The sequence below is a fragment of the Candidatus Pelagibacter sp. HIMB1623 genome (assembly GCF_052047695.1).
GTDB lineage: Bacteria > Pseudomonadota > Alphaproteobacteria > Pelagibacterales > Pelagibacteraceae > Pelagibacter.
This window is the reverse complement of sequence record NZ_JBNAJN010000003.1, coordinates 1-24293: the sequence shown is the minus strand read 5'-3', so window position 1 is coordinate 24293 and position 24293 is coordinate 1. Positions and strand designations below refer to the sequence as shown.

Genomic DNA, 24293 nt, shown 5'->3' with positions numbered 1-24293 from the left:
TCTATTCAATAGAATTATGAAAACTAACAAAAAAACTATTGGTGTAGATGCGGTAAATAAGGCTTTAGAAATCCTAAATTGTTTTACCGAAAAAAATGAAGCTTTAACTATAACAAAGATAGCTAATATTACAGGAGAACATAAAAGTAGAATTTCAAGAATATCTAAATCACTTGAGAATTTTGGATACATTAGGAAAATAAAAAGTGGTGAGTTTAAAATTGGTCATACAATCCCAAGATTATTTGAAATTTATGAGAGTAGTTTTAATTTAAAAAATTCTATCAAAGCTGAATTAGATTTCATATCATCCAAAACAAAAGAGACAGCAAGTTTTTTTGTTAGACAAAATGATGTAAGAGTGTGTATCCAATCAAGTTCACCTAACAAATCAATAAGACACCAAGAAGTCATTGGAGGTAAAAAACCTATTAACAAAGGTTCAAGTGGTCATGTTTTGTCGGCTTATAATAATTTAGAAATTAAAGATAAAGACGATGTTTTAAAAAATGGATATGCTATGACTTTTGGGGAAAGAGATTCTGAAATGGCATCTATATCAGTTCCAATCTTTAGAAAAAAAAATCAAATTCTTGGTGCATTAACTGTTGCAGGTCATATTTCTAATTTTAATAAAAAAAACTGTATTAGCTTTCTAAATGTTCTTAGATCTTCTAGAGTTAAAATTGAAAAGAATTTAATTCAAACTAGATAATGCTAAAACAGATTAATCAAATTTTCACAGTTAAATTTATTTCTGTTTTAATTATTGCTTTTCCTAGTGCAATATTTGCAGAATATTTAAATATACCTCTAGCCTGGTTTTTGGGGCCAATGATAATCACCTCAATTGCTGCATTATCAGGATTAAAAATCATTATGCCTAAAATTGTATTAAGTTTTATTTTGATAATTTTAGGTTTGCATATTGGAAATTACATCGATCAAAATCTATTTAATCAAATGTTTGATTGGATTTGGACTTCGCTAATTATGCTAATCTACATAATAATTTGTATTTTAGTTGTTGCTAAATACCTCCAAAAATTTGCAAATTATGGAAAAAAAGCCTCTATATTTTCTGCTGCTCCCGGTGCGCTGGGTCCTTTAATGATTTTAGCTGAAAATGAAAAAACGGATTTATCTCAAGTTGCAACTTCTCACTTAATTAGATTAATCATCATAATAACCGTCATTCCATTTATTATAGTTAATAATACTGACAACAATGTTTTGTTAAATGATGAATTCAATTATTTAGCTCAAAATCATTTAAATTTAATTTTACTTATTATTGCATCTTTATTTTTTATTTTTGTTTTTGATAAAATTAGAATTCCTGCTGCTTTACTATCTGGAACATTATTTGCGAGTGGCTTATTACAAATTACAGATATAGCCTCATATAAATTGCCAGATGAAACAATAAATTTTTGTCTGCTAATTCTTGGCTCTTCTGTCGGATGTAGGTTTGCTGAAAAAACTGTTAAAGAGATAGCCAATAATTCTCTTCATAGTATTGTGGCTACCACTATTTTGGTGGTATTAGGTTTGGTTGCAGCCTATGTTGCAACATTCTTTGTTGATACAAATATTTTAACTTTAATATTATCTTTTAGTCCTGGAGGAATTTATGAAGTGGCAGTTATAGCAATTGCTTTTGATTTAGACCCTGACTTTGTTGCTTTTCACCATATAATAAGATTGCTTTTTATACTTTTCACAGTTCCAATATTTTTAAGAGTTTTAGAAAAAATTAAGAAATAATTTCAGAAAGTCTTTCAAAAACTTTTTCTGCTGAAAGTTTTGATAATTCGGGGGCTTGTATTGCTTTAAAGTTATCTCTTTCAATACTGACTTTAAAAGGAGTTGTATGAGAACCAAACAGAGCAATTCCTTTTGATCCTATGTGTGCAGTTATGTGAGCAGGTCCAGTATCATTAGCGACCACAAACGAACTATCTTTAATTAATCCAGATAATTGTGAAATATTTAAAGCTTTACCATTATCCAAAACACATAAAGCATTTATATTTTTTGCATCTTTAATTTCATCTGGTCCAGGTGCAGTAACCACTTTAAATTTATTTTCAAATTTTTCATTAATCATATTTATTAGATCATTATAATAAGGCCATTTTTTTAAAGTCAAATGAGGTGAGCAAAAAGGAAAAAGTATTATGTATTTATCTAATTCATAATTTTTTTTTATTTCTGAAATATCAACTGTACTCCATGAAAAGTCTGGTTTCATTGTATGATTGGTATTAATTCCTGAAGATTTTAGCTGATGGTCAAATCTTGAAAGAACAGAATCTTTATCAAAATCTTTTTTGGTTGTTCCTTTTGGTAGAGTTGTTTCTGTTGAACACCAAATAGTTTTATCAGCTTTAGGAAATAATATATTTTTGTAAAATGATGTTCTGCTAGAATTTTGAAGATCATAAACTTTTGAGAAATTATATTTTTTGATCTCTCTCATTAGTAAATATAAATAAATTAAGTTAATCTTTGATAATCTTTTATCTAAAATAACATTTGAAATATGTGGGTTTTTTTTAAATAGTTCAAAATAAGGTTTTGTTGTTAACAAATGAATTTGATCTTCTTTATGATTTTCAGAAATATCTTGAATTGCCCCACATGCTTGAGCTATATCGCCTAAAGATCCATGTTTAATAATTAAAATATTAGACATATTTCTAACAACTTAACATAGTATAAAGTTTTATGAATAAAATTATAGTCGAGGTTTCTGTTGGAGAGCTTTTAGACAAGATTTCAATATTAGAAATCAAACAAGATAAAATTAAAGACCCAGAAAAATTAAGTTTTATAAATAACGAACATTCTATTCTTAAAAATCAGTTAGAAAAAAATGTTAAGTCTGATGAGAAGCTTGAAAAATTGTTTCAAGACTTAAAAGATATAAATGCTAAACTTTGGGTTATTGAAGATGACAAGAGAGATTGTGAAAAAAATAAAGATTTTGGAGAAAAATTTATAAAACTTTCTAGAGACGTTCATTTTTTAAATGATGATCGTGCAAAAATAAAATTAGAAATGAATAACCATACAGGCTCTGCTATTAAAGAGATTAAAGAGTATACTAGTTACTAAAAACTTTTGGAAACCAATCCTCTCTCATCCGATCTCCTGATTTTAAATTAATTCCATCAAATGGAGGTGATGTTGGACCACCTCTTTCAATAAAAGCAACATCATCACCTATAAATCTCATAGAGAATGCTCTACGAGATTGAGAACTTTGATTTCCTGTGGAACCATGAACAGTTTTAAAATTAAACAAAACTGCATCACCTAATTTTAGGTCGGGAACTAATACATCTTGTTCAAATTCTTCTTTTTTTGGAAGATTCATAAATGAGCTATCATCTTGATACCAAGGTTGATTGTTAGACCATTTGGTAGGTCTTAAAAGTTTTTGCCATTTATGTGATCTTAAAATTAATTTTAGGTTATTTTCTTTATTTACTTCATCTAATGGTATCCAAAAACTGCCTGTATCATTTCCATCAACACAGTAATACGGCATATCTTGATGCCAAGGTGTTTCTTTATTTGTTCCTGGATCTTTAATAAAAAGATGATCATGAAAAATTTGTATAGATTTTGAATTTGTAACCTCAGCAACTATTTGAGCTGCAGGTGAATTAAACATACAATCTTTGAATTCTTTTATTCTTTCCCAATTGCAATAATCTTCAAAAAACCTTCCCTCATTTTCTCCAACATTCTCTCTTCCATGTTTGCTTGGGTTGTCTAAAACTTTTTGAAAACCATTTCTTAATGGTTCAATCCAATCTTTAAATACATCCTTAATAATTATTGCACCAAGATTTTGATAATCATCAATCTGTTTTTGAGAAAGATACATTTTATTGTTGGAAACTATATTTTTTTTCTAAGTACTTAATCACATTATGAATAACGAAAGTCATAAACAAATATATTCCACCAGCTACAATAAATACTTCGATAGGCTTAAATGTTGTTGATATAATATATTTTGCTACACCAGTTAAGTCCATTAATGTTACAGTGCTTGCTAATGAAGTACCTTTCATCATTAAAATTATTTCATTTCCATATGCAGGGAGAGACTGCCTAATCGCAATAGGTATTTGAATTTTATAAAATATAATTTTACTTGAAATACCTAAACTTTTTCCAGCTTCAATAATTCCAGGTTTTATAGTTTGAAATGCAGATCTTAATATCTCAGAGGTATAAGCGCCTGTATTTAATGTAAAAGCAATTATTGCACACCAATAAGGTTCTTTTAACACAACCCACAAAACTGTTGATCTCAAATATTCAATTTGTCCTAATCCAAAATAAATAATAAAAATTTGGACTAATAGCGGAGTACCTCTAAAAACATAAGAGTAAACATAAGCAAATTTGTTAATAAATATATTTTTGTTTAATCTTAAAATTGCAAAAAATAATCCAAGAAATAATCCAAAAAACAAAGAAGCTGATAAAAGTTTTAAAGTAATAACAGTTGCTCCTAAAAGTTTTGGAAAACTGGTGATCATTAAATCAAAATCCATTAATAACCCCTACTATATTTGACTTCTAACTTGTTAATTAACTTCATACTAATGTAAGTGAGCAATAAATATAAAACTGCAGCAAATGAATAAAAAAATAATGGATCTCGTGTAGATCCTGCAGCGATATAAGATTGTCTCATGATTTCGACCAAACCAGTTACTGATATTAAAGATGTGTCTTTTAAAGTAATTTGCCAAACATTACTTAAATTTGGAATTGCAAGTCTTAACATTTGAGGAAGAATAATTTTATAGAATTGACCAAACTTACTTATCCCTAAAACTTTAGCGGCTTCAAATTGCCCTTTGTCAATTGATTGAATAGCTCCTCTAAAAACTTCTGTTGAGTAAGCACCAGAAATTATCCCAATAGCAACAGCACCAGTAATAAATGCATTAATCTCTATATATTCGTAATAACCAAATATTGATGCAACATACATGATTGCACCACTTCCACCAAAAAATAATAAATATATTACTAATAGTTCAGGAACACCTCTTATTACTGTGGTGTAAAAATTACCTACAAAGTTTAGTGTTTTATACTTTGAAAGTTTAAGTGGAGTAAAAATTAAAGCAAAAAGGAAACCAACTAACATCGCTGTAACAGATACAGCAACTGTCATTAAGGTTGCGTAAAATAACTCGTCACCCCAACCTGTTTTTCCAAATGCAAGAAGTTCCATATAGACTGGCGACTATATATTATAGCCGCCATATCTGAAATTATTTACATAGAAGCGTCGAAACCAAAGTGTTTAATAGCAAGTTCGCTAATAATTCCTTTTTTTCTAGCTTTCTTAATTGCTTTGTTGAAATCTTTTAAGATTTTAGCATCTCTTTTTCCAATAGCGCTATCATCAGCTTGTCTAATTCCAACACCAACTCCATTTCCAAACGCACCACCTGAAAAAGTTGGACCAACTAAAACTACAGCTTCACCAGATTTATCTGCATAATCTGTAAATGCTACAGCTGCAGCTAATGCAACATCACATCTTCCAGATGTTAAATCTAAGTTAACCTCATCTTGAGTTTTGTAAGTTCTAACATTAACACTACCAACATCACCAGACTCTAAGAAGTTTTGGTGAATTGTTCCAGTTTGAGTACATACAGTTTTTCCAGCTAAAGCTCCTGTTAAAGTTTTAAGAGCTTTTTTAACTGCAGATCCACCTAAAGATAAGTTGATACCTTCTGGTGTATCCATACCTTCTAAGCTTGAACCTTTCATTACAGCAAGAGATGCAACTTCATCGGCATAACCTTGTGAGAAAGTAATTGTTTTCTTTCTTTCATCAGTGATTGACATACCGGCCATGATTGCATCAAATTTTCTCATTACTAATGCTGGTATCATTCCATCCCAATCTTGCTCAACGATTGTACACTCATACTTCATAATTTTGCAAAGCTCTTGAGCTAGCTCAACCTCAAATCCAATTAAATTGCCAGAAGCATCTTTTGAATTCCATGGAGGATAAGCACCTTCAGTTCCAATTTTAATTTTCTCAGCAGAAACATTTCCGATGATCAAAAAAGAAGCCAGAACTGTTAAAATAGTTTTTTTGAATATATTCATATTTTCTCCTTTAATTGGAACAATTATTTCACAATTTTTAGAAAGAAAAAAGAAAATTAATGATTTATTGATGATGAAAAGTTCCAAGAACAATCAAAACTTGGTATGTAAACTCTAGATAATTTGGCATTACCAAAATTTTGATTAAAGACATTTAACCAACTATCAACTTGCTTAGGTTTTTTATCCTGACTTCCAACTTGAGCTGTTATCACTCCTTTTGGTTTTAATATTCTCACCAAAGAATCCATATTCTTAGCAGCTAAATCAATGCAAAATTGGTCATCATTTAAATCAACAAAAATATGATCATAAGTATCATCGGAAACTGATTTGATACTCTCAAAAGCATCTCCCCATACACATTTGACTGAATTTTTTTCCGTAGCTTTTTTTCCAATATCATCAAGATGTTTATTACAAACATCTACAACTTCTGGATCTAACTCATACCAGTCAATAAAATTAAAATTTTTAGAAATACATTCTCTTGCAACTCCACCATCTCCACCTCCAATGATAGCTGCTCTTTCATTATCTTTGTTTAAATTTAAACCTGAACCAACAAATGTAGAACTATATAAATGTTCATCGGTTGCAGCAACTTGAATTTCACCATCTATAAATAATGATTTTCCAAACTGCTCAAGATCCAAAATTTCAATATGTTGACCAACTTTAGATTTAAAATCTTCTAAAACATCATTTACAACATAAGATTTTTGTAAACCTGGAGAGCTATAAATGTCATGATAAAGTGATTTTGTATCTCTATTAAATTCTTTTTTAACAATTCTTGTATGTTCAAATTCTTTCTTAATTATATCAATTGCAACTGATGGACTTACTTTCCCACAAGTAAAAAAATCAAAACTAATAATTCCTTTTTCAGGAAATGTATGAAAACTAATATGGCTTTCTGCTAAAAGAGCCAATATTGTGAAACCTTGTGGTTCAAATTTATGTTTAGAAATATTTAATATTGATACTTTTGCAGCTTTTGCAATTTCATGAATTACTTTTTCATAAACAGAAGGATCGTATTCTTTTGTAGTTCCAATGATGTCTAGAGTTATATGTTCTCCAACTTTGGTCATTAGCTATCCTTTTTATAATTTTTAGCTTTGGATAAAACTTTATTCATTTCTGCTATAGAAAGAATTTTAGGCTTACCCAATCTCAGGCTCGTTATATACTGAAGCGATATATTTTCAACCTCTTCAGCTAATTCAAAAGCTTTTGGTAAATTATCTTCAAATGCAATCTGACCGTGATTTGAAATTAAACAGGCTTTTCTACCTTTTAGAGCTCTTAAAATATTTTTAGATAATTCTCTCGTTCCAAAGGTTGCATATTTTGCACATTTAATGTCATGGCCACCAGCCATTGCAACCATGTAATGAAAAGGAGGTATTCCTTTATTATGAGTAGATACTGCAGTTGCATTTGTTGAATGAGCATGAACAATCGCTTTAGCTTCTTTTTTATTTTTATAAATATCTTGATGAAATTTCCATTCTGAAGATGGAATACCTTTTTTCTTGTCAAACTCACCATCTAATGAAACGAAAATTATATCTTTATTTTTTAAAGTTGAGTATTTTTTTCCAGACGGGGTAATTAAAAAACCATTTTTATACCTTACTGAAATATTCCCAGATCTTAAAGCTGATAATTTTTTTGTGTTCAGCATTTTTGAATATCGAATAATTTCAGAACTTAAATTTTTCATTTGAATAAGTTTTTTAGTCCATTGGTGGAAGCTTCACATACTCCTCTCTCAGTAATTAATCCACTTACATATTTTGCAGGAGTTACATCAAATGCTAAATTCATTGCTTTACTTTTTTGTGGATATATCAAAACTTTCTTAATTTGGTTATTTTCATCAATACCCTCCAAATAAGATAATTCCTCAGAATTTCTTTCCTCAATAGGAATATCTTTAGCATTTTTAATATTCCAATCAATTGTTGAACTTGGAAGTGCAACATAAAAAGGGACTTTATTATCATGTGCAGCTAAAGCTTTTAGATAAGTTCCAATTTTATTACATACATCTCCATTCGATAAAGTTCTATCTGTTCCAACAATACACATATCAACTTCCTTTCTTTGCATTAAGATACCTCCAGTATTATCAGCAATAATTGTATTTGGAATTTCTTCTTCGTTTAGCTCATATGAAGTTAAATTTGCACCTTGGTTTCTTGGTCTTGTTTCATCTACCCAGACATGAACTGGAATTCCTTTTTTATGAGCATGATAAATCGGTGAAGTTGCTGTTCCCCAGTTAATAGTTGCTAACCAACCTGCATTACAATGAGTTAAAATATTTACTGTATTTTTTTTCTTATTGTATATTTCTTCAATTATTTTTAATCCGTTAATACCTATATTCCTACAAAACTTTTCATCCTCATCACAAATTTCTTTAGCTTCTTTTAAAGCTAAATCTAAAATTTGATCACTATTAATATCAGATAATTTTTTCATCATACGATCAACTGCCCATTTCAAATTTATTGCAGTAGGTCTTGATTTAATTAACTCTTCTGAACATTTATTTATAAATTCTTGAGAGTTGTTCTCATGAATAGCCAAAACTATTCCATAAGCAGCTGTTGCTCCAATTAAAGGTGCACCTCTAACTTCCATAACTTTAATTGCATTGATTGCATCTTTAACTGATTTAAGTTCTTTTATTATAAATTGATGTGGAAGTTTTGTTTGATCAATTATTTTTACTATTTTATCCTCGTACCATATTGTTCGGTATTCTTTTCCTTGAATTTTCATTTGTTTAAAACTCTACCAGCAACCGTTTTTAACTTATCTATTGTTTTTTGGGTTCGTTTTTCCGGAGCAGTAATGATAGCTACATCTAAGCAATTATTGGTTGGATCATTTGGATCTATATGGCTCTCATAATTATCAATTAAGTTTTTTATCATCACTTTTGCTTTTTCAGCATTTCCTAATAAAACTTTGATCACTTGTTGAACATCAACATTTTCATGATCTGGGTGCCAACAATCAAAATCTGTAACCATTGAAACTGAGGCATATCTAATTTCTGCTTCTCTTGCGAGTTTTGCTTCAGGCATATTGGTCATACCAATTACATCTGCTTTCCAAGATCTGTATAAATTAGATTCTGCCAATGTTGAAAATTGAGGTCCCTCCATTACAACATAAGTTCCATTTCGTTGATAATCTATTTTTGATTTTTTAATTGCATCTTCACAAGCATTCATTAACCCATTAGATGTAGGATGTGCCATCGATACATGGGCAACGATTTCATCATCAAAAAAAGTTTTTACTCTTGCAAAAGTTCTATCAATAAACTGATCAACTATAACAAATTTTCCTGGCGGCAAATCTTCTTTCAAAGATCCTACAGCTGAAACTGAAACAATATCAGTAACACCTAACTGTTTTAACGCATCGATATTTGCTCTAAAATTTATATTAGAAGGAGAAACAAAATGGCCTCTCCCATGTCTTGGCAAAAAATAAACTTTTTTATTATTATAATTAGTTTTTAATATTTGATCAGATGGTTTGCCCCAAGGTGTATTTATTTCTAATAATTCTCTGTTAGTAAATTCTTCAACATCGTAGAGTCCACTTCCACCAATTATTGCTAATTTATTTGTTGTCATAATTTAAAATATATTTATTTATAATTGAGTATTATGAATTTAAAAGATCATATTAGATCAATTCCTGATTATCCTAAAAAAGGTATTCTATTTAGAGATATAACCACTCTAATTAAAAACGAGGAAGCTTTTGCTGAAACAATTAATCAAATTATTGAAAGATCAAAAAAATACAAAATTGATAAAATTGCTGCAATAGAATCAAGGGGTTTCGTGTTTGCCTCTGCTGTTTCTTATATCATCAAAAAACCTTTTATAATGTTGAGAAAAAAAAATAAATTACCAGCTGAAGTACATTCTGTAGATTTTGAATTGGAGTATGGGACTGCAACTATTGAGGTTCACAAAGACTCTATTTTAAAAGATGAGTCTGTTTTAATAATTGATGACTTAATTGCAACAGGTGGAACAGCAGAAGCTGCTGCTAAATTAGTTGAAATGTGTGATGCAAAAGTAGCTGCATTTGTTTTTGTTATTAATTTATTTGATTTAGGTGGATCAGATAATTTAGTTAATAAAAATTATAAAGTTGAAAATTTAATAGAATTTCCAGGACATTAAATGGTAGCGGGAAGTGGGATCGAACCACTGACCTCGGGCTTATGAGTCTATCGCCATGAACCCTTGAGCCTACCTCTAGAACAATTACTCCTGTAAATGCTCTCTTTCCTTTCTACCTATATTGAATCAAATTAAAGAATCTTAGTCAAGAACCAATCTCATTGACGCGTATATGGAGCAAGAATATTTAACAATATTGATATTTAGTCGTAGCTTAATTTAGAACTTTTGCCGTGAAAAACTTTATAAGACAAAAAAGTATATCCAATTAAAATTGGAAAGACGATCACTACTCCAAACAATATAATCCACAACGATGAGATAGCAGAAGCTGCTTCAGTGATAAGTATTTGATTAGGCACAATATAAGGAAAGAAACTATAAGACAGTCCTAAAAAACAAAGAATGGAAACTAAAATTGTTAAAAAGAAAGGCACCCAGCAATTTTTATCGTTAATCATTGGTAGTTTCTTTAAATAGAAATACATCATCACAATTAATCCTAGAGTTATTAGTGGAATAGGAAAAAGATAATAAAGATTAGGTAACACAAACCATTTTTCAAAAATTCTAGTACTTGCAATTGGGGTTGCAAGTGAGACCAGTCCAATACAAAATACTGCTCCGATAAGTGAAATTTTTGCCCAACGAACAGATTTTATTTGTAAATCATCTTCTGTTTTCATGATCAGCCAATTTGCTCCGATTAAACAATATCCAATTGCAACCCCAATACTAACGATTAAAGAAAATATAATAGTAGCTAAAGAACTATTAAATCCTACAATATAAAAGCCTAACATGTACCCTTGAGCAAGAGCAGTTAATAAAGAACCTCCAAAAAAAGCTTGGTCCCAAAACTTTTGATATTTCTCTTTTGCTTTGCTTCTAAAATCAAATGCGATGCCTCTAAAAATTAAACCAATTAGCATTACAAAAACGGGTAGATACAAATTTGATAAAATCACTCCATGTGCTTTTGGAAATGCAATTAATAAAATTCCAACCCCTAAAACCAACCAAGTTTCATTGGCATCCCAGAAAGGTCCAATGGAGGCAATCATTTTATTTTTCTCTTCACGGGTTTTGGTAAATCCAGATAAAATCCCCACTCCTAAATCATAACCATCAAGCAAGCCATAAATTAACATGCTTAATCCCATTAAAGATGCGAACAATATAGGTAAGCCTGTAGAACTTTCGATCATAATTGTTTTAATGGGATATTAACTGTTGAAATAGATCGTCTTTGACCTGTTGTTGGATCAAATTCGTTTGGATCAAATTCTTTATCTTTAGATTTTCTTGCCATGTAAAACAAAGTAGTCGCAAAAGCAATGATTAGCAAAATGTAGACAAGTAAATAAATTGTTAATGAAATTGCAATATAACCACTTGGTACGGTTGTAACGGCATCAGCAGTTTTTAAAACTCCTTGAACAAGATAAGGTTGACGACCTATTTCTGTCACATACCAACCTGCAATGGTTGCAATCCATCCTGAAAAAGACATTAGAACCAAAGTTTTATAAAATAAACTAGGTGCTTCTTTCTTTCTAAATAAATAATAACAACCAAGCCAAGACACTAATAACATCATCAATCCAGTTGCAATCATTATTCTAAAAGACCAAAAAATAGTTGCAACTGGTGGATGTTCTCCTTTAAATTCATTTAAGCCTTTAACTTCTCCATTTAAATCGTGAGTAATGATCAAGCTACTTAACTTTGGAATACCAATTTCAAATTTATTTGATCTTGTTTCTTCATCGGGTATAGCAAATAAGATTAACGGAATACCTTTTTGGGTTTGCCAATTACCTTCCATGGCTGCAACTTTCTGAGGTTGATGCTCATAGGTATTTAATCCATGAAGATCACCTATAAATATTTGAATTGGAATTAATATAGCTGCAACTATTGTTGATACTTTAATAGCGGTTTTAACAGTTTCTGTTTTATAACCTTTTAAATAACGGTACGCAGATATGCCAGCAATTAAGAAACTAGCCGTCAATCCAGAAGCTAATAATTTATGAGTTAATCGGTATGGCATTGAAGGATTAAATATTACTTCCATCCAGTTAGTGACATAAGCTTCACCATTAATCATTTCAAAGCCTATTGGTGTATGCATCCAACTAATTAAAACTAAAATCCAAAAAGCAGATAAGGTGGTTCCAAAGGCAACTAGAAAAGTTGAGAATGTATGCAGCCAAGTTTTTACTTTTCTAAAACCAAATAACATAATACCTAAAAAACTAGCCTCTAGGAAAAAGGCGGTAAGCACCTCATAACCTAATAAAGGCCCTGCAATATTACCAACCGTATTCATAAATCCAGGCCAATTCGTGCCAAATTGAAAGGACATGGTGATCCCAGAGACCACTCCTAGAGCAAAACAAAGTGCAAAAACTTTTGTCCAGAAAAAATAAATATTCATCCATTTATAATTTCCAGTTTTAGAATATCGGACTTTAAAAAATAAAAGAAACCAAGATAAAGCAATGGTGATCGACGGAAATAGAATATGAAAAGTTATATTGGCAGCAAACTGTATTCTAGATAAATCAACTACGTCCATAAAAATTTATAATAAAAATCGTAAAACAAAATAAGGGAGTAAGATAAAAAATACTATAAGCGTAATATATAAAATGATGCCTTTATAATGTGCTTTTGCAAAATCCTTATTTGAAACTTTAAAAAAGTTTTTATGTATTTTATAAATAAAATTTTTGGGAAAACTTCCAAATAAAAAAACTCTAAAAATTAGAAACAAAAAATTAGCAACTATTAGCCAACCTAAAAAACTAGCCAAAAAATTTAAATCTAATGTCCCCATGTATGCCAAAATTGATCTAAATTGTTTTTTTTATCATCAAATAATTTGCTATAAGGAAGTGTTGCCACCAAATGTATTCTATCTTCTTCACCACCATTAAAAAAATTATGATATTTTTTTGCATTAACTATCCAAGCATGTCCATCAGCAGGTAAATGAAAAGATCTATCTTCAATTACAAATCTACAGCCTTGATTGGTAATTATAGGTATATGCAATCTTAGTTCAGGATCTCTATGCCAACTTAATGTGGATCTTGGTGCTTTTTTTAATATTCTCGTTCTTCCTAAAGCATATCTTCTAGACAATGTCTCATATACATACTTGAAATAAGTGTTTTCAAATTCTGGTAAAAATTCTGTAAATTTCTTTTCATCAATTTGATGTGCTCTAGATTTTTCCTGACCTGATTGATCCGGTTTTGTCCAATAAAGGCCCCATGAAAATTTTCCTTTAGTACTATCTTCATTACCTGGAATTCTATTAAGAGCAATACTGTCTATATTTGAAACAGATCCATCGCCTTGATCAAATTTTTTTTTTTTAATTACCTCCTGATAAGTATCAACCAATCGATCAATATCAAAAGATATGCCTGGAACTTTATAAACTAAACTTTTGACTGACATGATGTTTATTTAAATGAATTTAAAAAAAGAAAATTGATTTACATCAAAGATAATAATTTTATTTCATTTAAAAAAAAAGCATGGTCTCATCATGCTTTATATCCCTAATATTGATATTACTTCCTCCACAATTATAGATGGTGAGGATTATGAATGGTGAGACCTATTCTAAAAAAGGTAAGGTGAAATCAAAACTGTAATAAATGCAGTTAAAGAGCTTATTACAATTGCCAGTATTAAAGTTTTAACAAGATTGTGTATTTTCATAAATATAAATTATATTTATTAAAAAAATTGGTATTGATTTAAATCAATTTTAGGTTGGGGTCCGGACCCATTTAGTTTTCAAATTATGGTATTAGATCATAATCTAAACCACTGCCCCCTACTCCTGTCTTAAGATTAGAACTAAATTCAGGCACATAAACAGCAACCAACATTGCAACAAATGCTATCAAGATCATTGTGATTGCAGTATTTGCTATTTTGTGAAAAGACTTGTTAGTTATCATGTAGTTCATAGTTACTCCTTTCTCTTCAAATATATTTTAATTTTAAATACATGTATTGATCGTAATCAAAAGATCTCTGTTTTGATTAAAATCAAAAATTACTGATTTTGATTCACGTCAAATATTTTTTTTAATTTTGAATTAGGTTTAATTTATAGAAAGGAGTAAACATGAAATCATTATCCATTATAGACTCGTTAAGACCTTTTTCAGTAGGTTTTGACAATATGTTTAAACATTTTGAAGATCTTCATAGCAATGATCTCGATGCTTTTGAAACTAATAGAGTGAACTACAATATTACTAAAGTAGGTAAACAAGACTATAATATTGAAGTTGCATTACCTGGGGTTGATCAAAAAGATGTCAATGTTAGTGTTGAAGATAATGTCCTTAAAATAAAATCTTTTTCAAAGAATAAAGTTGAGAAAGATGACAGAGAATATCTTTACAAAGGAGTTGAAAAAGAAAATGTCTGTGCCAGTTTTATTATTGGCAAAGATATTAAAGTCGAAGAAGCGGTTATGGAAAAAGGATTGTTGTCAATTAAGCTAAAAGAAGAAAATCCTTTACCTAAAAACGTAAAAGAAATTCCTATTTCAAAAAGACAATAATCAAAATGAATAGCCTCGGTATAAAACTGGGGCTATTTAATTTATATTGAAAGACTAGTTAATTTATCAATATCGTTAATAAAAATTTGCTTAGAAGATAAAACTTTAATTATATTTGAACTTTTTAACTTAGATATTTCTCGACTGACGGTTTCAATTGTCAAACCTAAATAATCCGCAATATCTTGTCTCGTCATTGGCAAGCTTATTGGATTGTTTTGCCATCCTATTCTTTTTCTTTGTTCTGATATATTCATTAAAAATTTAGCAAGTCGTTCCGTTGCATCTAATTTACCCAACACACCCAACCTATCTTGAGCAAGTGTTAATTCAAAAGAAGTTTGATTTAAAAGCTCTTTTGCAAGAATCATATTTTTTTCAATGTATTGATCTAGTTTTTTTTGCTCAAAAATACATACACGCACATCACCTATAGCTTCTGCACAATAATTATATTTACCATTTTTGTAAGATCCAAAAAAATCACCAGGATAAAGAAATCCAATTATTTGAATACGACCGTCATCAATTAATTGATAAATTTTAACATTTCCTTCGGTAATATTATAAATATTTTTAGCTTCATCTTGTTGTAAAAAAATATTTTTTTTATTATTGAATTTTTTCTCTGACGAAATACTTGAAAATTCTTTAAGCTTTTCCTCCTGTAAACACCTGCAAAAAGAATATGACCTAATGTTACATTCAGAACATCTGCTTTTTTCAATGAAACTTTTATTTATTTGTGCTGAGCTCATAGCAGAATATAAAATTTAATTATAATTTGTTTTTGATCTAGATCAAACTGTTCGTCTAAAAATAAGATATCTAGTTCTTTATGCTTGCTCAATATAACCCAAATAATTTACCAGGGCTTAGTATTTTAAAAATCAAAGATAACGATCAAGATTTTAATGGTATTTTGCCATTATTAGCAGAAGAATTTCCAACGTGGGGATTAGGTAGATTGAGAAGCTACATTAAATTGGTTCTAAAACAAAAAACCAACGGTATATTAGTTGCTAAAAACGATTCCTCCTACAGTATTGGTTTATTAATTTATTCAATGCACGATATAATGAACAAAAATTTTTCCAATGACTCAAATAAAGAATTTTCCAAATGTTTAGTGGTTGAAAATTTAATCAGTTCAAATCCTGTATTAGAACAAAAAATTTATCTGCAATTTATTAATAAAATATTTTATATTGCTAAGAACAAAAACTGTGAAGTTCTTGAGTTACCTAGATTTAATTCTTCATTTGATTTGGTAAAAAAAAAGTATGATAAAAATCTTATTAATTCAGATGGATGGAGATCTTTTATTAAAATTTAAGTAGTTTTAGTCAAGAACCAATGTCATTGACGCGTATATGGAGCAAAATGTTATCGATCGTCTAGAATGGTAGCGGGAAGTGGGATCGAACCACTGACCTCGGGCTTATGAGTCTATCGCCATGAACCCTGCTCACCTACTCTAGAACAATTACTCCTGTAAATGCTCTCTTTCCTTTCTAGTGTTATTGAATCAAATTAAAGAATCTTAGTCAAGAACCAATGTCATTGACACACTATTGGAGCAAAAAATTCTAAATTGAATTACTTTTTAGATTTAAGTATATTTTAACTATGCAAAAAATTTTTGTGATCTTAATTATGGTTTTGTTTTGGAGTGGAAATTCGATAACTATAGCTAAAGAAATTACAAATATTCAATGGAACAAAAGTGTTGCAAAGGGTAAAAAACTTAAAAAATTTAGAGAAACTGTAACTTCACCAGCTTTAGGAAAAAAAGCATGGAAGATTACTTTGTTACCTAGGGATTGTGGAAAAGATAAAGAGGGTGATTACTCTGACTGTCAAAACAATGGTAGAGATGCTGTTGTTGGACATGGTGGAGGAGACAGAGCAAGAAGTGAATACTCTTCAAAAATAAGATATACTGGAGAAAAATGGATTTCAGTCAGCATTTATTTGCCCAATGATTTTAAATCTGTTGAACCAGTTAGCACCTCACTTTTTCAAATTTATGAATGGGGAAATAGAGACGAACAAAGACATCCTAGAATGATGTTAAGAGAAAAATTTGGAGTTTTGGAACCAAGATATTACCCCGTTAATGGACGTGATGTTCCTGGAAAAATACATAAACATCTTTTTATAGATGATATGAGAGATAAGTGGACAACAATTATCTTTCACACAAAAATGGGAAAAAAAGCTGGGGAAGGATTTTCAAAAATGTATGTAAATGGTGTTCTATACAACGAATATGATGGCAGAACTGGATATGGAGGGAAATTTTTTAATAAATTTGGAATTTATCATAGTTGGATAACTAGATGGAAAGATAAGATACACGGAGAATATCCTACACAAGTTGTTTACTACGATACTTTATTTAGAACTAACAAAAAAGAAAAGCTTCTAAAATTATTGAGATCTAATGGCTTAAATTTAGATTTGTTAAATACTGAATCAAATTAAAGAATCTTAGTCAAGAACCAATGTCATTGACGCTTATATGGAGCAAGTTTTCAGTGATTAGACTCTAAAATTAGAATTTGTTAATATTAAAATATGAAAAAAGTTTTAGGAATATTTACTCTTTGTTTGTTTGCTTTTTCATATTCTTTTGCAGAAGAAAAAAAAACTATATCAAAATTTAATGGTGCATACACTTACAGCCATTTCTGCACTAATGAGCCTGAGCCAAAATATGATGGTAGTAGATTTATAATTGAAGATGGTGTTATTTCGAACGACAAAGGTGGTGGTGGCAGGTGGGATATAAAAAAATATAAATTAAATAAAAAAGGCAACCTTTCAATTCAAGCTCAAAGAAAAGATAGAAAATACAAAATAAAAGGGAAGCTAGATATTGAAGGTCAAAAAATCGAGGGCAAACTATTAGCAAAAAGGTACAGTAGAAATGGAGAATATGAAAAAGATTGCGATATAGTATTTACAAAAGTAGGAGATTTACCCGAAAAAATTTCTTTTGATGATGATCGAAAGGTTACAGAAATCAAAGTTACTTCAAAAAATGTCTATCATGAAATTTCTCTTCTTAAAGATGAAGGAAAAAAACAAAAAATTCGTGTTGAATTAAGAAATCTTGATAATTTAAGTAACGGGTTAATTATTGTTCTTCCATCAAGCACACCTAATATGGATGATGAAAAATTCTATGAAAAACAAGTTAGCGAATTTGGATTTGCAACAGCAATAGTATTTGGAGCTGAACCAAGATACCAAAAAAAGTTTACTGGTTCTTATACATCATCAATGATTATGTATGATGCTATAGCAACAATTAATGCAGTATCAAAAAAATTTAGTAAGCCTAAAGAAGTTATATTAATTGCATCATCAACTGGTGCGCTCGCAATTTTTAAAGCAGGATGGCAAGATTACATTGATAAATACCCATCAATGAAATTAATCTCAAAAGGATTTATGATTAATGCTGCTTGCCCTGATAGGTTTGAGGCTAGGTTTAATAAGGATGTGCAATTAATTGCAGTTAATGGTACTTGGGATGACTCTACACCTGGATCAATATGTAAAGATTTAAAAGATTCAGGAAGTTTTGAAAATATACATTTATTAGCTTATTCAGGAGGCCATCATTTTGAAAGCCCCATGTATCCTCCAACAAAATTTGTATCAAATAGCTTAACCCTATTACCTAATTGCTCGATTAATTATAAAAAAAACCTCTACCAAATTATTAAAAAAAGAGATGGAACTGGTGAATGGGATTCAGAAACCAAAGGATATGAAAAAGATCAAAGAGAGTGGCTAGGAAACAATTGTATTAAATCTGGTGCAACACAAGGTTTCGAAGAATACTCATCAAATATGTTTTGGGAAGATATGAGATCATATTTAGTTGATAAAGTAGAAATACAGACACTAAAAGGTTATTTAAAATAACTAGAAAAATAAATTATCTAACTTTTAAAAAAGTACCTAACAACTTAGAGCTAATCTCATTGACGCCTCAGAGACGCAAAAGAGACTAATACTTCTAGAATGGTAGCGGGAAGTGGGATCGAACCACTGACCTCGGGCTTATGAGTCCCGCGCTCTAACCAACTGAGCTACCCCGCCGTAAACATTGATGCTTATAATATAAATTCTCAAGCTTTCAATAAACATTTTAGGTTTAAAATGAATAATTTTAACAATTAAATAATCACATATGCGCTAACAGCACAAAGCAAGACAATAAAGATTGACGTAAATAATATTCTTTTTTTAAAAATTCTTTTTTCATCTAATCTAACTCTATTAAGCAAAATATTAACATTAGTTGTTTTGATTTTTTCTAAAGATTTATTTTGATTTTTTTTTCTAGTATCAAATAAAGTTGTTTCTTCACTATTTTTTTTCACATCTTATTTAACCACGCAAAAGTAATAATTACAAATAATTAAAAATTTATTTAGATTTTTTTAAAATTATTTTGTTTAAGAGATTTTGTTAGTATCTCGGCTAAGTATTTTTGTTTTTCTACTTCAATATAAAGCTTATTTTTCAACAAATCTTCGTTAGATAAATTTGTTTCAATATATCCAAATGATAAATTTTTATTAAAATTAAAAGAGTAATTACCCGAAGTAGTCTTACCAATTATCTGATCATTTAAATAAATCGGCTCCTCATGGAGAAGCAAAGGTTTTCCAGGTATACTTTCTTTTAAGGTAAGCATCACAAATCTTCTGCTTGGTATTTTATCTTTAATTTCTAATAATTTTTGCTTTCCTATAAAATCAAAATCTTTTTTAAAACTAATCGCAAAATTTAATCCTGCTTGATATTGATTTTCTTCAGGAGAAATATCATGACCCCAATGTAAAAAACCACTTTCCATTCTCATTGTATCCATACAATGAGCTCCACAATGAGATAAGTTAAATCCTACTCCAGTTTTTACTATTAAATTATAAATCTCTTTTGCACTTTCATTGCTGATATAAAGCTCAAAACCTAATTCTCCAACATAAGATAATCTTTGAAACCAGATATTATGACTATTGATTTTAACATATTTACCAGTGCCAAATTTAAATTCTTTATTTGATAAATTTGTATTTGTAATTTTTGATAATAAATCTCTACTTTTTGGTCCAAAAACTCCAAGACATACAAGTTCATCTGTAACATCCTTAAATTCAACATCGTTTGATATATGCTTTAAAATATGAGCTTTATCATGAGTACGTGTTGCAGCTGAACTAATTATTCTAAAGTAATTTTTATCTAAACAAACAATAGTTAAATCAGTTTCAATACCCCCACCCTCATTTAACATGTGAGTATAAGTACATTTTCCAATTTCGTTTTTAATATTGGCTGTGCATAATCTTTGTAACTCTTCATATGCTTTTTCACCTTTCATTTCATATTTAGAAAAAGGAGAAAGTTCAAACAAACCAACATTTTCAGTAGTATTTTTACATTCATACTCAACCGACGAATACCAATTTTGATAATTAAAACTATATTCATACTCTGGTTTAGAACCATTTAATGCATACCACATAGGTCTTTCATATTCTCCTGATTGACCAAAGCAAGCACCTGCTTTTTTAAGTTCATCATGATATGGAAGTAATCTTTGATCTCTTGAAGTGTTGTGCTGTTTATAAGGCCAATGCATTCCATATAAATCACCCAAAGTTTCAGTAACTCTATTCATTATAAATTTCTTAGAAGAATGAAATTTTTGAAATCTTTTAATATCTAAAGAATATAAATCTTCATTCATATATCCATTTATCATCCACTCAGCTGTTACTCTTCCTGCCCCACCTGAGCTTGCTATTCCAATGCTATTAAATCCGCAGCATGTATATAAATTTTTAACTTCAAAAGTTTCACCTAAAAGATACTGAGTATCAGGAGTAAAAGACTCTGGACCTGAAAAAAACTTTCTAACCCCAGCATTTTCTAAAATAGGTAAACGGTGAAAGGACTTTTCCAAATAAGGCTCAAAATGATCAAAATCATCAGGAAATTCACCAAAAGAAAAATCTTCAGGAACAATTCCTGTTTCTTTAAAAGCATTTTTAGCACCAGGCTCAAATATCCCAACTAGCATTTTACCTGCATCTTCTTTGAGATATAAGCAGTCATTATAATCCCTTAAAACAGGTAGATTTTTGGGCAAATCCTTCATTGGCTCTGTAATGATGTAAAAATGTTCGTTAGGATATAAAGGAATACTAACACCAATTTCCTCACCAATTTGTCTAGACCACATTCCGGTTGCAAGAACTACATATTCACAATCTATTTTACCAAATTTAGTTTCAACACCATTAATTCTACCATTTTTGGTTAATATTTTTTTAACTGGAGTTTTTTCAAATATTTTAGCCCCTTCTAATTTTGCAGCTTTTGCTAAAACATTGGTTACTCCAACTGGATCTGCTTGACCATCTTCTGGCATATAAACACCACCAAAAAGATCTTGATCATGAATTACTGGATACAATTCTTTAATTTTTTTTTGATCTAAAACTTCAACATTTACATCAAACAACTGAGCAGCCGTTGCTTGTCTTAATAATTCTTGAAGACGTGCTTTAGAGCTTGCTACTGTTATGGCACCATTTTGTTTTAATCCAGTTGAAAGACCAGTTTTAGCTTCAAGTTCTTTATATAAATTTAATGAATATTTTCTAAGTTTAGTAATAGTAGCCGTAGCTCCCAGTTGACCCATTAAACCTGCTGCATGCCAAGTAGTTCCTGAGGTAAGCTGATCACGTTCTAATAAGATTGTATCTTTCCACCCAAATTTAGCTAAGTGATAAGCACATGAAGTGCCTGCTACACCTCCACCAATAACAACAACTTTACAGCTTTTAGGAAGATCTTTGTTCATCTAGATTTATTAAGACTTTGTATATTTACTTAAGTTCAATCTGTTTTGACTCATTTCGCTTTCGATCCATTTGTAAGTTTTAGTTAACCCATCTTTTAAGGACATTTCATAACTCCAATTAAGAACTTTTTTAATTAATTCATTATTACTCGATCTACCTCTGACACCTTTTGGTTTATCTAATTGATAATTTTTATTTAATTTTTCAATTTCAGCTATTTCACTAATTATGTCTATCATTTGATTTATAGAAACTTGCTCATCACTTCCAATATTTATAGGCTCTGAATAATCACTCTCAAATAGTTTTAAGGTGCCTTCAATGCATTCATCAATAAATAAAAAAGTTCTTGTTTGCTCACCATCTCCCCACACATCAATTGATTGGGAGTTTTCTTTTTTAGCTTGAATGATCTTTCTACATAAAGCTGCGGGTGCTTTTTCTCTTCCTCCATCATAAGTTCCATAAGGTCCATAGATGTTATGATAGCGAGCAATTCTTACCTGAATTCCATAATCCTCCATAAAATGTCGACACATTCTCTCAGAAAAAAGCTTTTCCCAGCCATAGCCATCTTCTGGATTAGCTGGGTAAGCATCGTCTTCTTTTAATCCCTCAATGAACGACTGTTGTTGTTTATCAATATTGTAAGCACAAGCACTGGAAGAGAAAAAATATTTCTCAACTTTATGTTCATTACAAGCAACTAGTAAATTAGTGTTTATAAGTACCGATTGCATGCATTCTGCTTTGTTATTTTCAATAAAGCCCATACCACCCATATTACATGCCATATTAAATACATAATTCACCCCTTTTGAAACTTTTCTACAATTTAGGATATCTTTCATATCCATTGCATAATGATTTTCTGTTTCATCAAAATCTTGAAACCAATATTCTTTAGGCTTGATATCACAACAAACTATCTGGTTGCCATTTGCCAAAAGTTTTTTAACTAAATGACCGCCAATAAATCCACCCGCTCCCACAACAAGTATTTTTTTACTTTTATCCATTTAATATATTATTTTTAACATTTATAATTTTTCACTTTCAAACTCTAGGTTAATATCTGATATATTTGGATTATTTTTTTGATCTAAAGGGTGAGGAAATTTAACATTTTCAGATATTACTTCTGGTTCTTTTGAAAATGATACCTCAAGTGAAGTTGGAATATTATTTAATCCATAGTTAGCAAAATTATTAGGGTGAATATGAATTAATTTTAAATTTGTTTTTTTTATAAAATTATTAATTCTTTCAATATTTAAGTCGACTTGATGAAATTCAATTACTAGACCTTTAATGTGATTTTCAAATTTAATGATATCATCTAAAATTCGATACTCAGATCCTTCTATATCAATCTTGATAAATATTTTTTTATTAAAATTTGTTTTTTTTATAATATCTTCAAATCGAATATCTTTCCAAATTCGATTACCTCCAACACCAATTTTTTCAAAATATATAAAATTATTTTTATTATTAAAAAAATTATAAAACTTAAAAGTATTAATAATTTCACTTATAAAATTCTTTAAATTTAACTTAATTAAATTAAATAAAATTTGTTTAATAAAAAATTTCAGATTAATTGAAGGATCATAAGCATGTACTGGTATTTTGTTTAATTGAACAAAATGTTTTTCAAATGAAAAATCATTGCTTATTCCAAATGACACTAAGAATTCTGATTGCTTAACTGCTTTTGTACATACAAGATATCCACCATCATTTGATTTTCCAATTCTAAGTAAATTAAATAAAGCTTTGGGTTTAAAAGTTAAAGGCAGCATAACAGAATCAATTACTAATCATCATTCTATTATAAACAGATTAAGGATTGTATGCTAATTAGCAGCTATATCAGAGTCACCTTCAACAATGGTACTACCAAATCTGTTAATTTTTCCGCTTCCCCTCTTAGATATTGTACCAGAACCACTTAAAGTACCTTCGTAGTTTTGATCGCTTCCTTGGTATACAATTAATGTACCATCTGTTCCAAAATCAATATCAGATCGATCATTACCAATTAATGTTCTAATTGTTGTCGTACCACCATTAATATCTAGTGTTGCACCAGCAACATTTGCAATAGTAACAGCTCCAATTTCAGAGTTATTAGCATATACTAATGAACCTGCATTAATTGTTGTTAATCCAGTATGTTTATTAATAGCATTTGTAAATGTTACATCTGAAGAACCATTTTTAACTAATGATCCATCTCCTCTAATATTACCTGCAAAATTAGCATTGCTAGACTGTGTAATTGTTAAACTACTAGAACCAAGTAAGTTTAACATTGCATTAGAGTTAGTACCACTCAATGTACCAATTGTTTGAGATGTACCATCAGGTAGTACAAGATCAGCAGCACCTGTTCCGTTC

27 protein-coding genes, 1 tRNA gene and 1 pseudogene are annotated in these 24293 nt (G+C 29.7%); 8 read left to right on the top strand and 21 right to left on the bottom strand.

Going from position 1 to position 24293, the window contains the following annotated elements; all coding sequences use genetic code 11:
• The first annotated feature begins 16 nt into the window (after nt 1-16).
• A complete protein-coding gene (locus ACTTBN_RS01430; RefSeq protein WP_440680653.1) occupies nt 17-715 on the top strand; it encodes an IclR family transcriptional regulator in 699 nt (232 codons plus the stop codon).
• On the top strand, nt 715-1767 hold the full coding sequence (locus ACTTBN_RS01425) for an AbrB family transcriptional regulator (RefSeq protein WP_440680652.1): 1053 nt from the start codon (nt 715-717) through the stop codon (nt 1765-1767). Before ACTTBN_RS01430 ends, ACTTBN_RS01425 begins: the two co-directional genes overlap by 1 nt.
• Here ACTTBN_RS01425 and ACTTBN_RS01420 read toward each other — a convergent pair.
• On the bottom strand, nt 1757-2698 hold the full coding sequence (locus ACTTBN_RS01420) for a glycosyltransferase family 9 protein (RefSeq protein WP_440680651.1): 942 nt from the start codon (nt 2696-2698) through the stop codon (nt 1757-1759). The genes ACTTBN_RS01425 and ACTTBN_RS01420 overlap by 11 nt on opposite strands.
• A gap of 32 nt (nt 2699-2730) precedes the next feature.
• Between ACTTBN_RS01420 and ACTTBN_RS01415 the strand changes: the two genes are divergently transcribed.
• Nucleotides 2731-3120: a DUF6165 family protein gene (locus ACTTBN_RS01415; RefSeq protein WP_440634500.1), complete on the top strand. Its 390-nt coding sequence runs from the start codon at nt 2731-2733 to the stop codon at nt 3118-3120.
• Here the strand turns inward: ACTTBN_RS01415 and ACTTBN_RS01410 are convergent.
• The 8 genes from ACTTBN_RS01410 to ACTTBN_RS01375 are packed head-to-tail and all read right to left on the bottom strand — an operon-like array spanning nt 3110 to nt 9833.
• Nucleotides 3110-3898 (bottom strand): phytanoyl-CoA dioxygenase family protein, encoded by a 789-nt coding sequence (locus ACTTBN_RS01410; RefSeq protein ID WP_440680650.1) that lies wholly within the window; start codon nt 3896-3898, stop codon nt 3110-3112. The genes ACTTBN_RS01415 and ACTTBN_RS01410 overlap by 11 nt on opposite strands.
• 1 nt (nt 3899) lies before the next feature.
• Nucleotides 3900-4577 (bottom strand): ABC transporter permease, encoded by a 678-nt coding sequence (locus ACTTBN_RS01405; RefSeq protein ID WP_440680649.1) that lies wholly within the window; start codon nt 4575-4577, stop codon nt 3900-3902.
• Nucleotides 4577-5269 carry an ABC transporter permease gene (locus ACTTBN_RS01400; protein ID WP_262589019.1) on the bottom strand — a complete coding sequence of 231 codons (693 nt, stop codon included), beginning with the start codon at nt 5267-5269 and terminating at the stop codon, nt 4577-4579. The genes ACTTBN_RS01405 and ACTTBN_RS01400 overlap by 1 nt, the downstream gene beginning before the upstream one ends.
• A 44-nt stretch (nt 5270-5313) precedes the next feature.
• Nucleotides 5314-6165: a transporter substrate-binding domain-containing protein gene (locus tag ACTTBN_RS01395; RefSeq protein ID WP_440680648.1), complete on the bottom strand. Its 852-nt coding sequence runs from the start codon at nt 6163-6165 to the stop codon at nt 5314-5316.
• A gap of 56 nt (nt 6166-6221) precedes the next feature.
• A complete protein-coding gene (gene speD, locus ACTTBN_RS01390) occupies nt 6222-7262 on the bottom strand; it encodes an adenosylmethionine decarboxylase (RefSeq protein ID WP_440680647.1) in 1041 nt (346 codons plus the stop codon).
• Nucleotides 7262-7897, bottom strand: a complete 636-nt coding sequence (locus ACTTBN_RS01385) for a class II aldolase/adducin family protein (protein WP_440680646.1) — start codon at nt 7895-7897, stop codon at nt 7262-7264. The genes speD and ACTTBN_RS01385 overlap by 1 nt, the downstream gene beginning before the upstream one ends.
• Nucleotides 7894-8964, bottom strand: coding sequence for an S-methyl-5-thioribose-1-phosphate isomerase (gene mtnA, locus ACTTBN_RS01380; RefSeq protein ID WP_440680645.1), 1071 nt, complete (start codon nt 8962-8964; stop codon nt 7894-7896). Before mtnA ends, ACTTBN_RS01385 begins: the two co-directional genes overlap by 4 nt.
• Entirely contained in the window at nt 8961-9833 is an 873-nt protein-coding gene (locus ACTTBN_RS01375) for an S-methyl-5'-thioadenosine phosphorylase (RefSeq protein WP_440680644.1), read from the bottom strand. Before ACTTBN_RS01375 ends, mtnA begins: the two co-directional genes overlap by 4 nt.
• A 33-nt stretch (nt 9834-9866) precedes the next feature.
• Here ACTTBN_RS01375 and ACTTBN_RS01370 point away from each other — a divergent pair, with 33 nt between their 5' ends.
• The gene (locus ACTTBN_RS01370) at nt 9867-10394 is read left to right on the top strand and encodes an adenine phosphoribosyltransferase (protein ID WP_440680643.1); all 528 of its coding nucleotides are present in this window, start codon (nt 9867-9869) and stop codon (nt 10392-10394) included.
• A 203-nt stretch (nt 10395-10597) separates the two neighbouring features.
• On the opposite strand, the gene ACTTBN_RS01365 is transcribed toward ACTTBN_RS01370, so the two are convergent.
• The 5 genes from ACTTBN_RS01365 to ACTTBN_RS01345 form a co-directional block, all read right to left on the bottom strand.
• Complete coding sequence (locus ACTTBN_RS01365; protein WP_440680642.1) at nt 10598-11602, bottom strand: cytochrome d ubiquinol oxidase subunit II; 1005 nt, start codon at nt 11600-11602, stop codon at nt 10598-10600.
• Entirely contained in the window at nt 11599-12978 is a 1380-nt protein-coding gene (locus ACTTBN_RS01360) for a cytochrome ubiquinol oxidase subunit I (RefSeq protein ID WP_440680641.1), read from the bottom strand. Before ACTTBN_RS01360 ends, ACTTBN_RS01365 begins: the two co-directional genes overlap by 4 nt.
• 6 nt (nt 12979-12984) lie before the next feature.
• The gene (locus tag ACTTBN_RS01355) at nt 12985-13239 is read right to left on the bottom strand and encodes a DUF6868 family protein (RefSeq protein WP_440680640.1); all 255 of its coding nucleotides are present in this window, start codon (nt 13237-13239) and stop codon (nt 12985-12987) included.
• Nucleotides 13227-13868 carry an aspartyl/asparaginyl beta-hydroxylase domain-containing protein gene (locus ACTTBN_RS01350; protein WP_440680639.1) on the bottom strand — a complete coding sequence of 214 codons (642 nt, stop codon included), beginning with the start codon at nt 13866-13868 and terminating at the stop codon, nt 13227-13229. The genes ACTTBN_RS01355 and ACTTBN_RS01350 overlap by 13 nt, the downstream gene beginning before the upstream one ends.
• Before the next feature lie 350 nt (nt 13869-14218).
• Nucleotides 14219-14389, bottom strand: coding sequence for a hypothetical protein (locus ACTTBN_RS01345; RefSeq protein WP_440680638.1), 171 nt, complete (start codon nt 14387-14389; stop codon nt 14219-14221).
• A gap of 161 nt (nt 14390-14550) precedes the next feature.
• Here ACTTBN_RS01345 and ACTTBN_RS01340 point away from each other — a divergent pair, with 161 nt between their 5' ends.
• Nucleotides 14551-14994 carry an Hsp20 family protein gene (locus ACTTBN_RS01340; protein WP_440680637.1) on the top strand — a complete coding sequence of 148 codons (444 nt, stop codon included), beginning with the start codon at nt 14551-14553 and terminating at the stop codon, nt 14992-14994.
• 41 nt (nt 14995-15035) lie between these two features.
• Here ACTTBN_RS01340 and ACTTBN_RS01335 read toward each other — a convergent pair whose 3' ends face one another.
• Nucleotides 15036-15752 carry a Crp/Fnr family transcriptional regulator gene (locus tag ACTTBN_RS01335; protein ID WP_440680636.1) on the bottom strand — a complete coding sequence of 239 codons (717 nt, stop codon included), beginning with the start codon at nt 15750-15752 and terminating at the stop codon, nt 15036-15038.
• 80 nt (nt 15753-15832) lie between these two features.
• Between ACTTBN_RS01335 and ACTTBN_RS01330 the strand changes: the two genes are divergently transcribed.
• From ACTTBN_RS01330 to ACTTBN_RS01320, 3 genes are all read left to right on the top strand, one after another.
• Nucleotides 15833-16330, top strand: a complete 498-nt coding sequence (locus ACTTBN_RS01330; protein WP_440680635.1) for a hypothetical protein — start codon at nt 15833-15835, stop codon at nt 16328-16330.
• A 293-nt stretch (nt 16331-16623) separates the two neighbouring features.
• Nucleotides 16624-17481 (top strand): heparin lyase I family protein, encoded by an 858-nt coding sequence (locus ACTTBN_RS01325; RefSeq protein ID WP_440680634.1) that lies wholly within the window; start codon nt 16624-16626, stop codon nt 17479-17481.
• A 93-nt stretch (nt 17482-17574) separates the two neighbouring features.
• Complete coding sequence (locus tag ACTTBN_RS01320) at nt 17575-18933, top strand: hypothetical protein (RefSeq protein WP_440680633.1); 1359 nt, start codon at nt 17575-17577, stop codon at nt 18931-18933.
• Nucleotides 18934-19033: 100 nt separating this feature from the next.
• Here ACTTBN_RS01320 and ACTTBN_RS01315 read toward each other — a convergent pair.
• The 6 genes and pseudogenes from ACTTBN_RS01315 to ACTTBN_RS01290 form a co-directional block, all read right to left on the bottom strand.
• Nucleotides 19034-19110 (bottom strand) — tRNA-Met (locus tag ACTTBN_RS01315).
• Nucleotides 19111-19187: 77 nt separating this feature from the next.
• Nucleotides 19188-19394 carry a hypothetical protein gene (locus ACTTBN_RS01310; protein WP_440680632.1) on the bottom strand — a complete coding sequence of 69 codons (207 nt, stop codon included), beginning with the start codon at nt 19392-19394 and terminating at the stop codon, nt 19188-19190.
• A 50-nt stretch (nt 19395-19444) separates the two neighbouring features.
• The gene (locus ACTTBN_RS01305) at nt 19445-21889 is read right to left on the bottom strand and encodes a GcvT family protein (protein WP_440680631.1); all 2445 of its coding nucleotides are present in this window, start codon (nt 21887-21889) and stop codon (nt 19445-19447) included.
• A gap of 9 nt (nt 21890-21898) precedes the next feature.
• Nucleotides 21899-22909 (bottom strand): NAD-dependent epimerase/dehydratase family protein, encoded by a 1011-nt coding sequence (locus tag ACTTBN_RS01300; protein ID WP_440680630.1) that lies wholly within the window; start codon nt 22907-22909, stop codon nt 21899-21901.
• Nucleotides 22910-22930: 21 nt separating this feature from the next.
• On the bottom strand, nt 22931-23695 hold the full coding sequence (locus tag ACTTBN_RS01295; protein ID WP_440680629.1) for a hypothetical protein: 765 nt from the start codon (nt 23693-23695) through the stop codon (nt 22931-22933).
• A 54-nt stretch (nt 23696-23749) separates the two neighbouring features.
• A pseudogene (locus ACTTBN_RS01290) lies at nt 23750-24293 on the bottom strand (hypothetical protein); the annotation flags it as partial.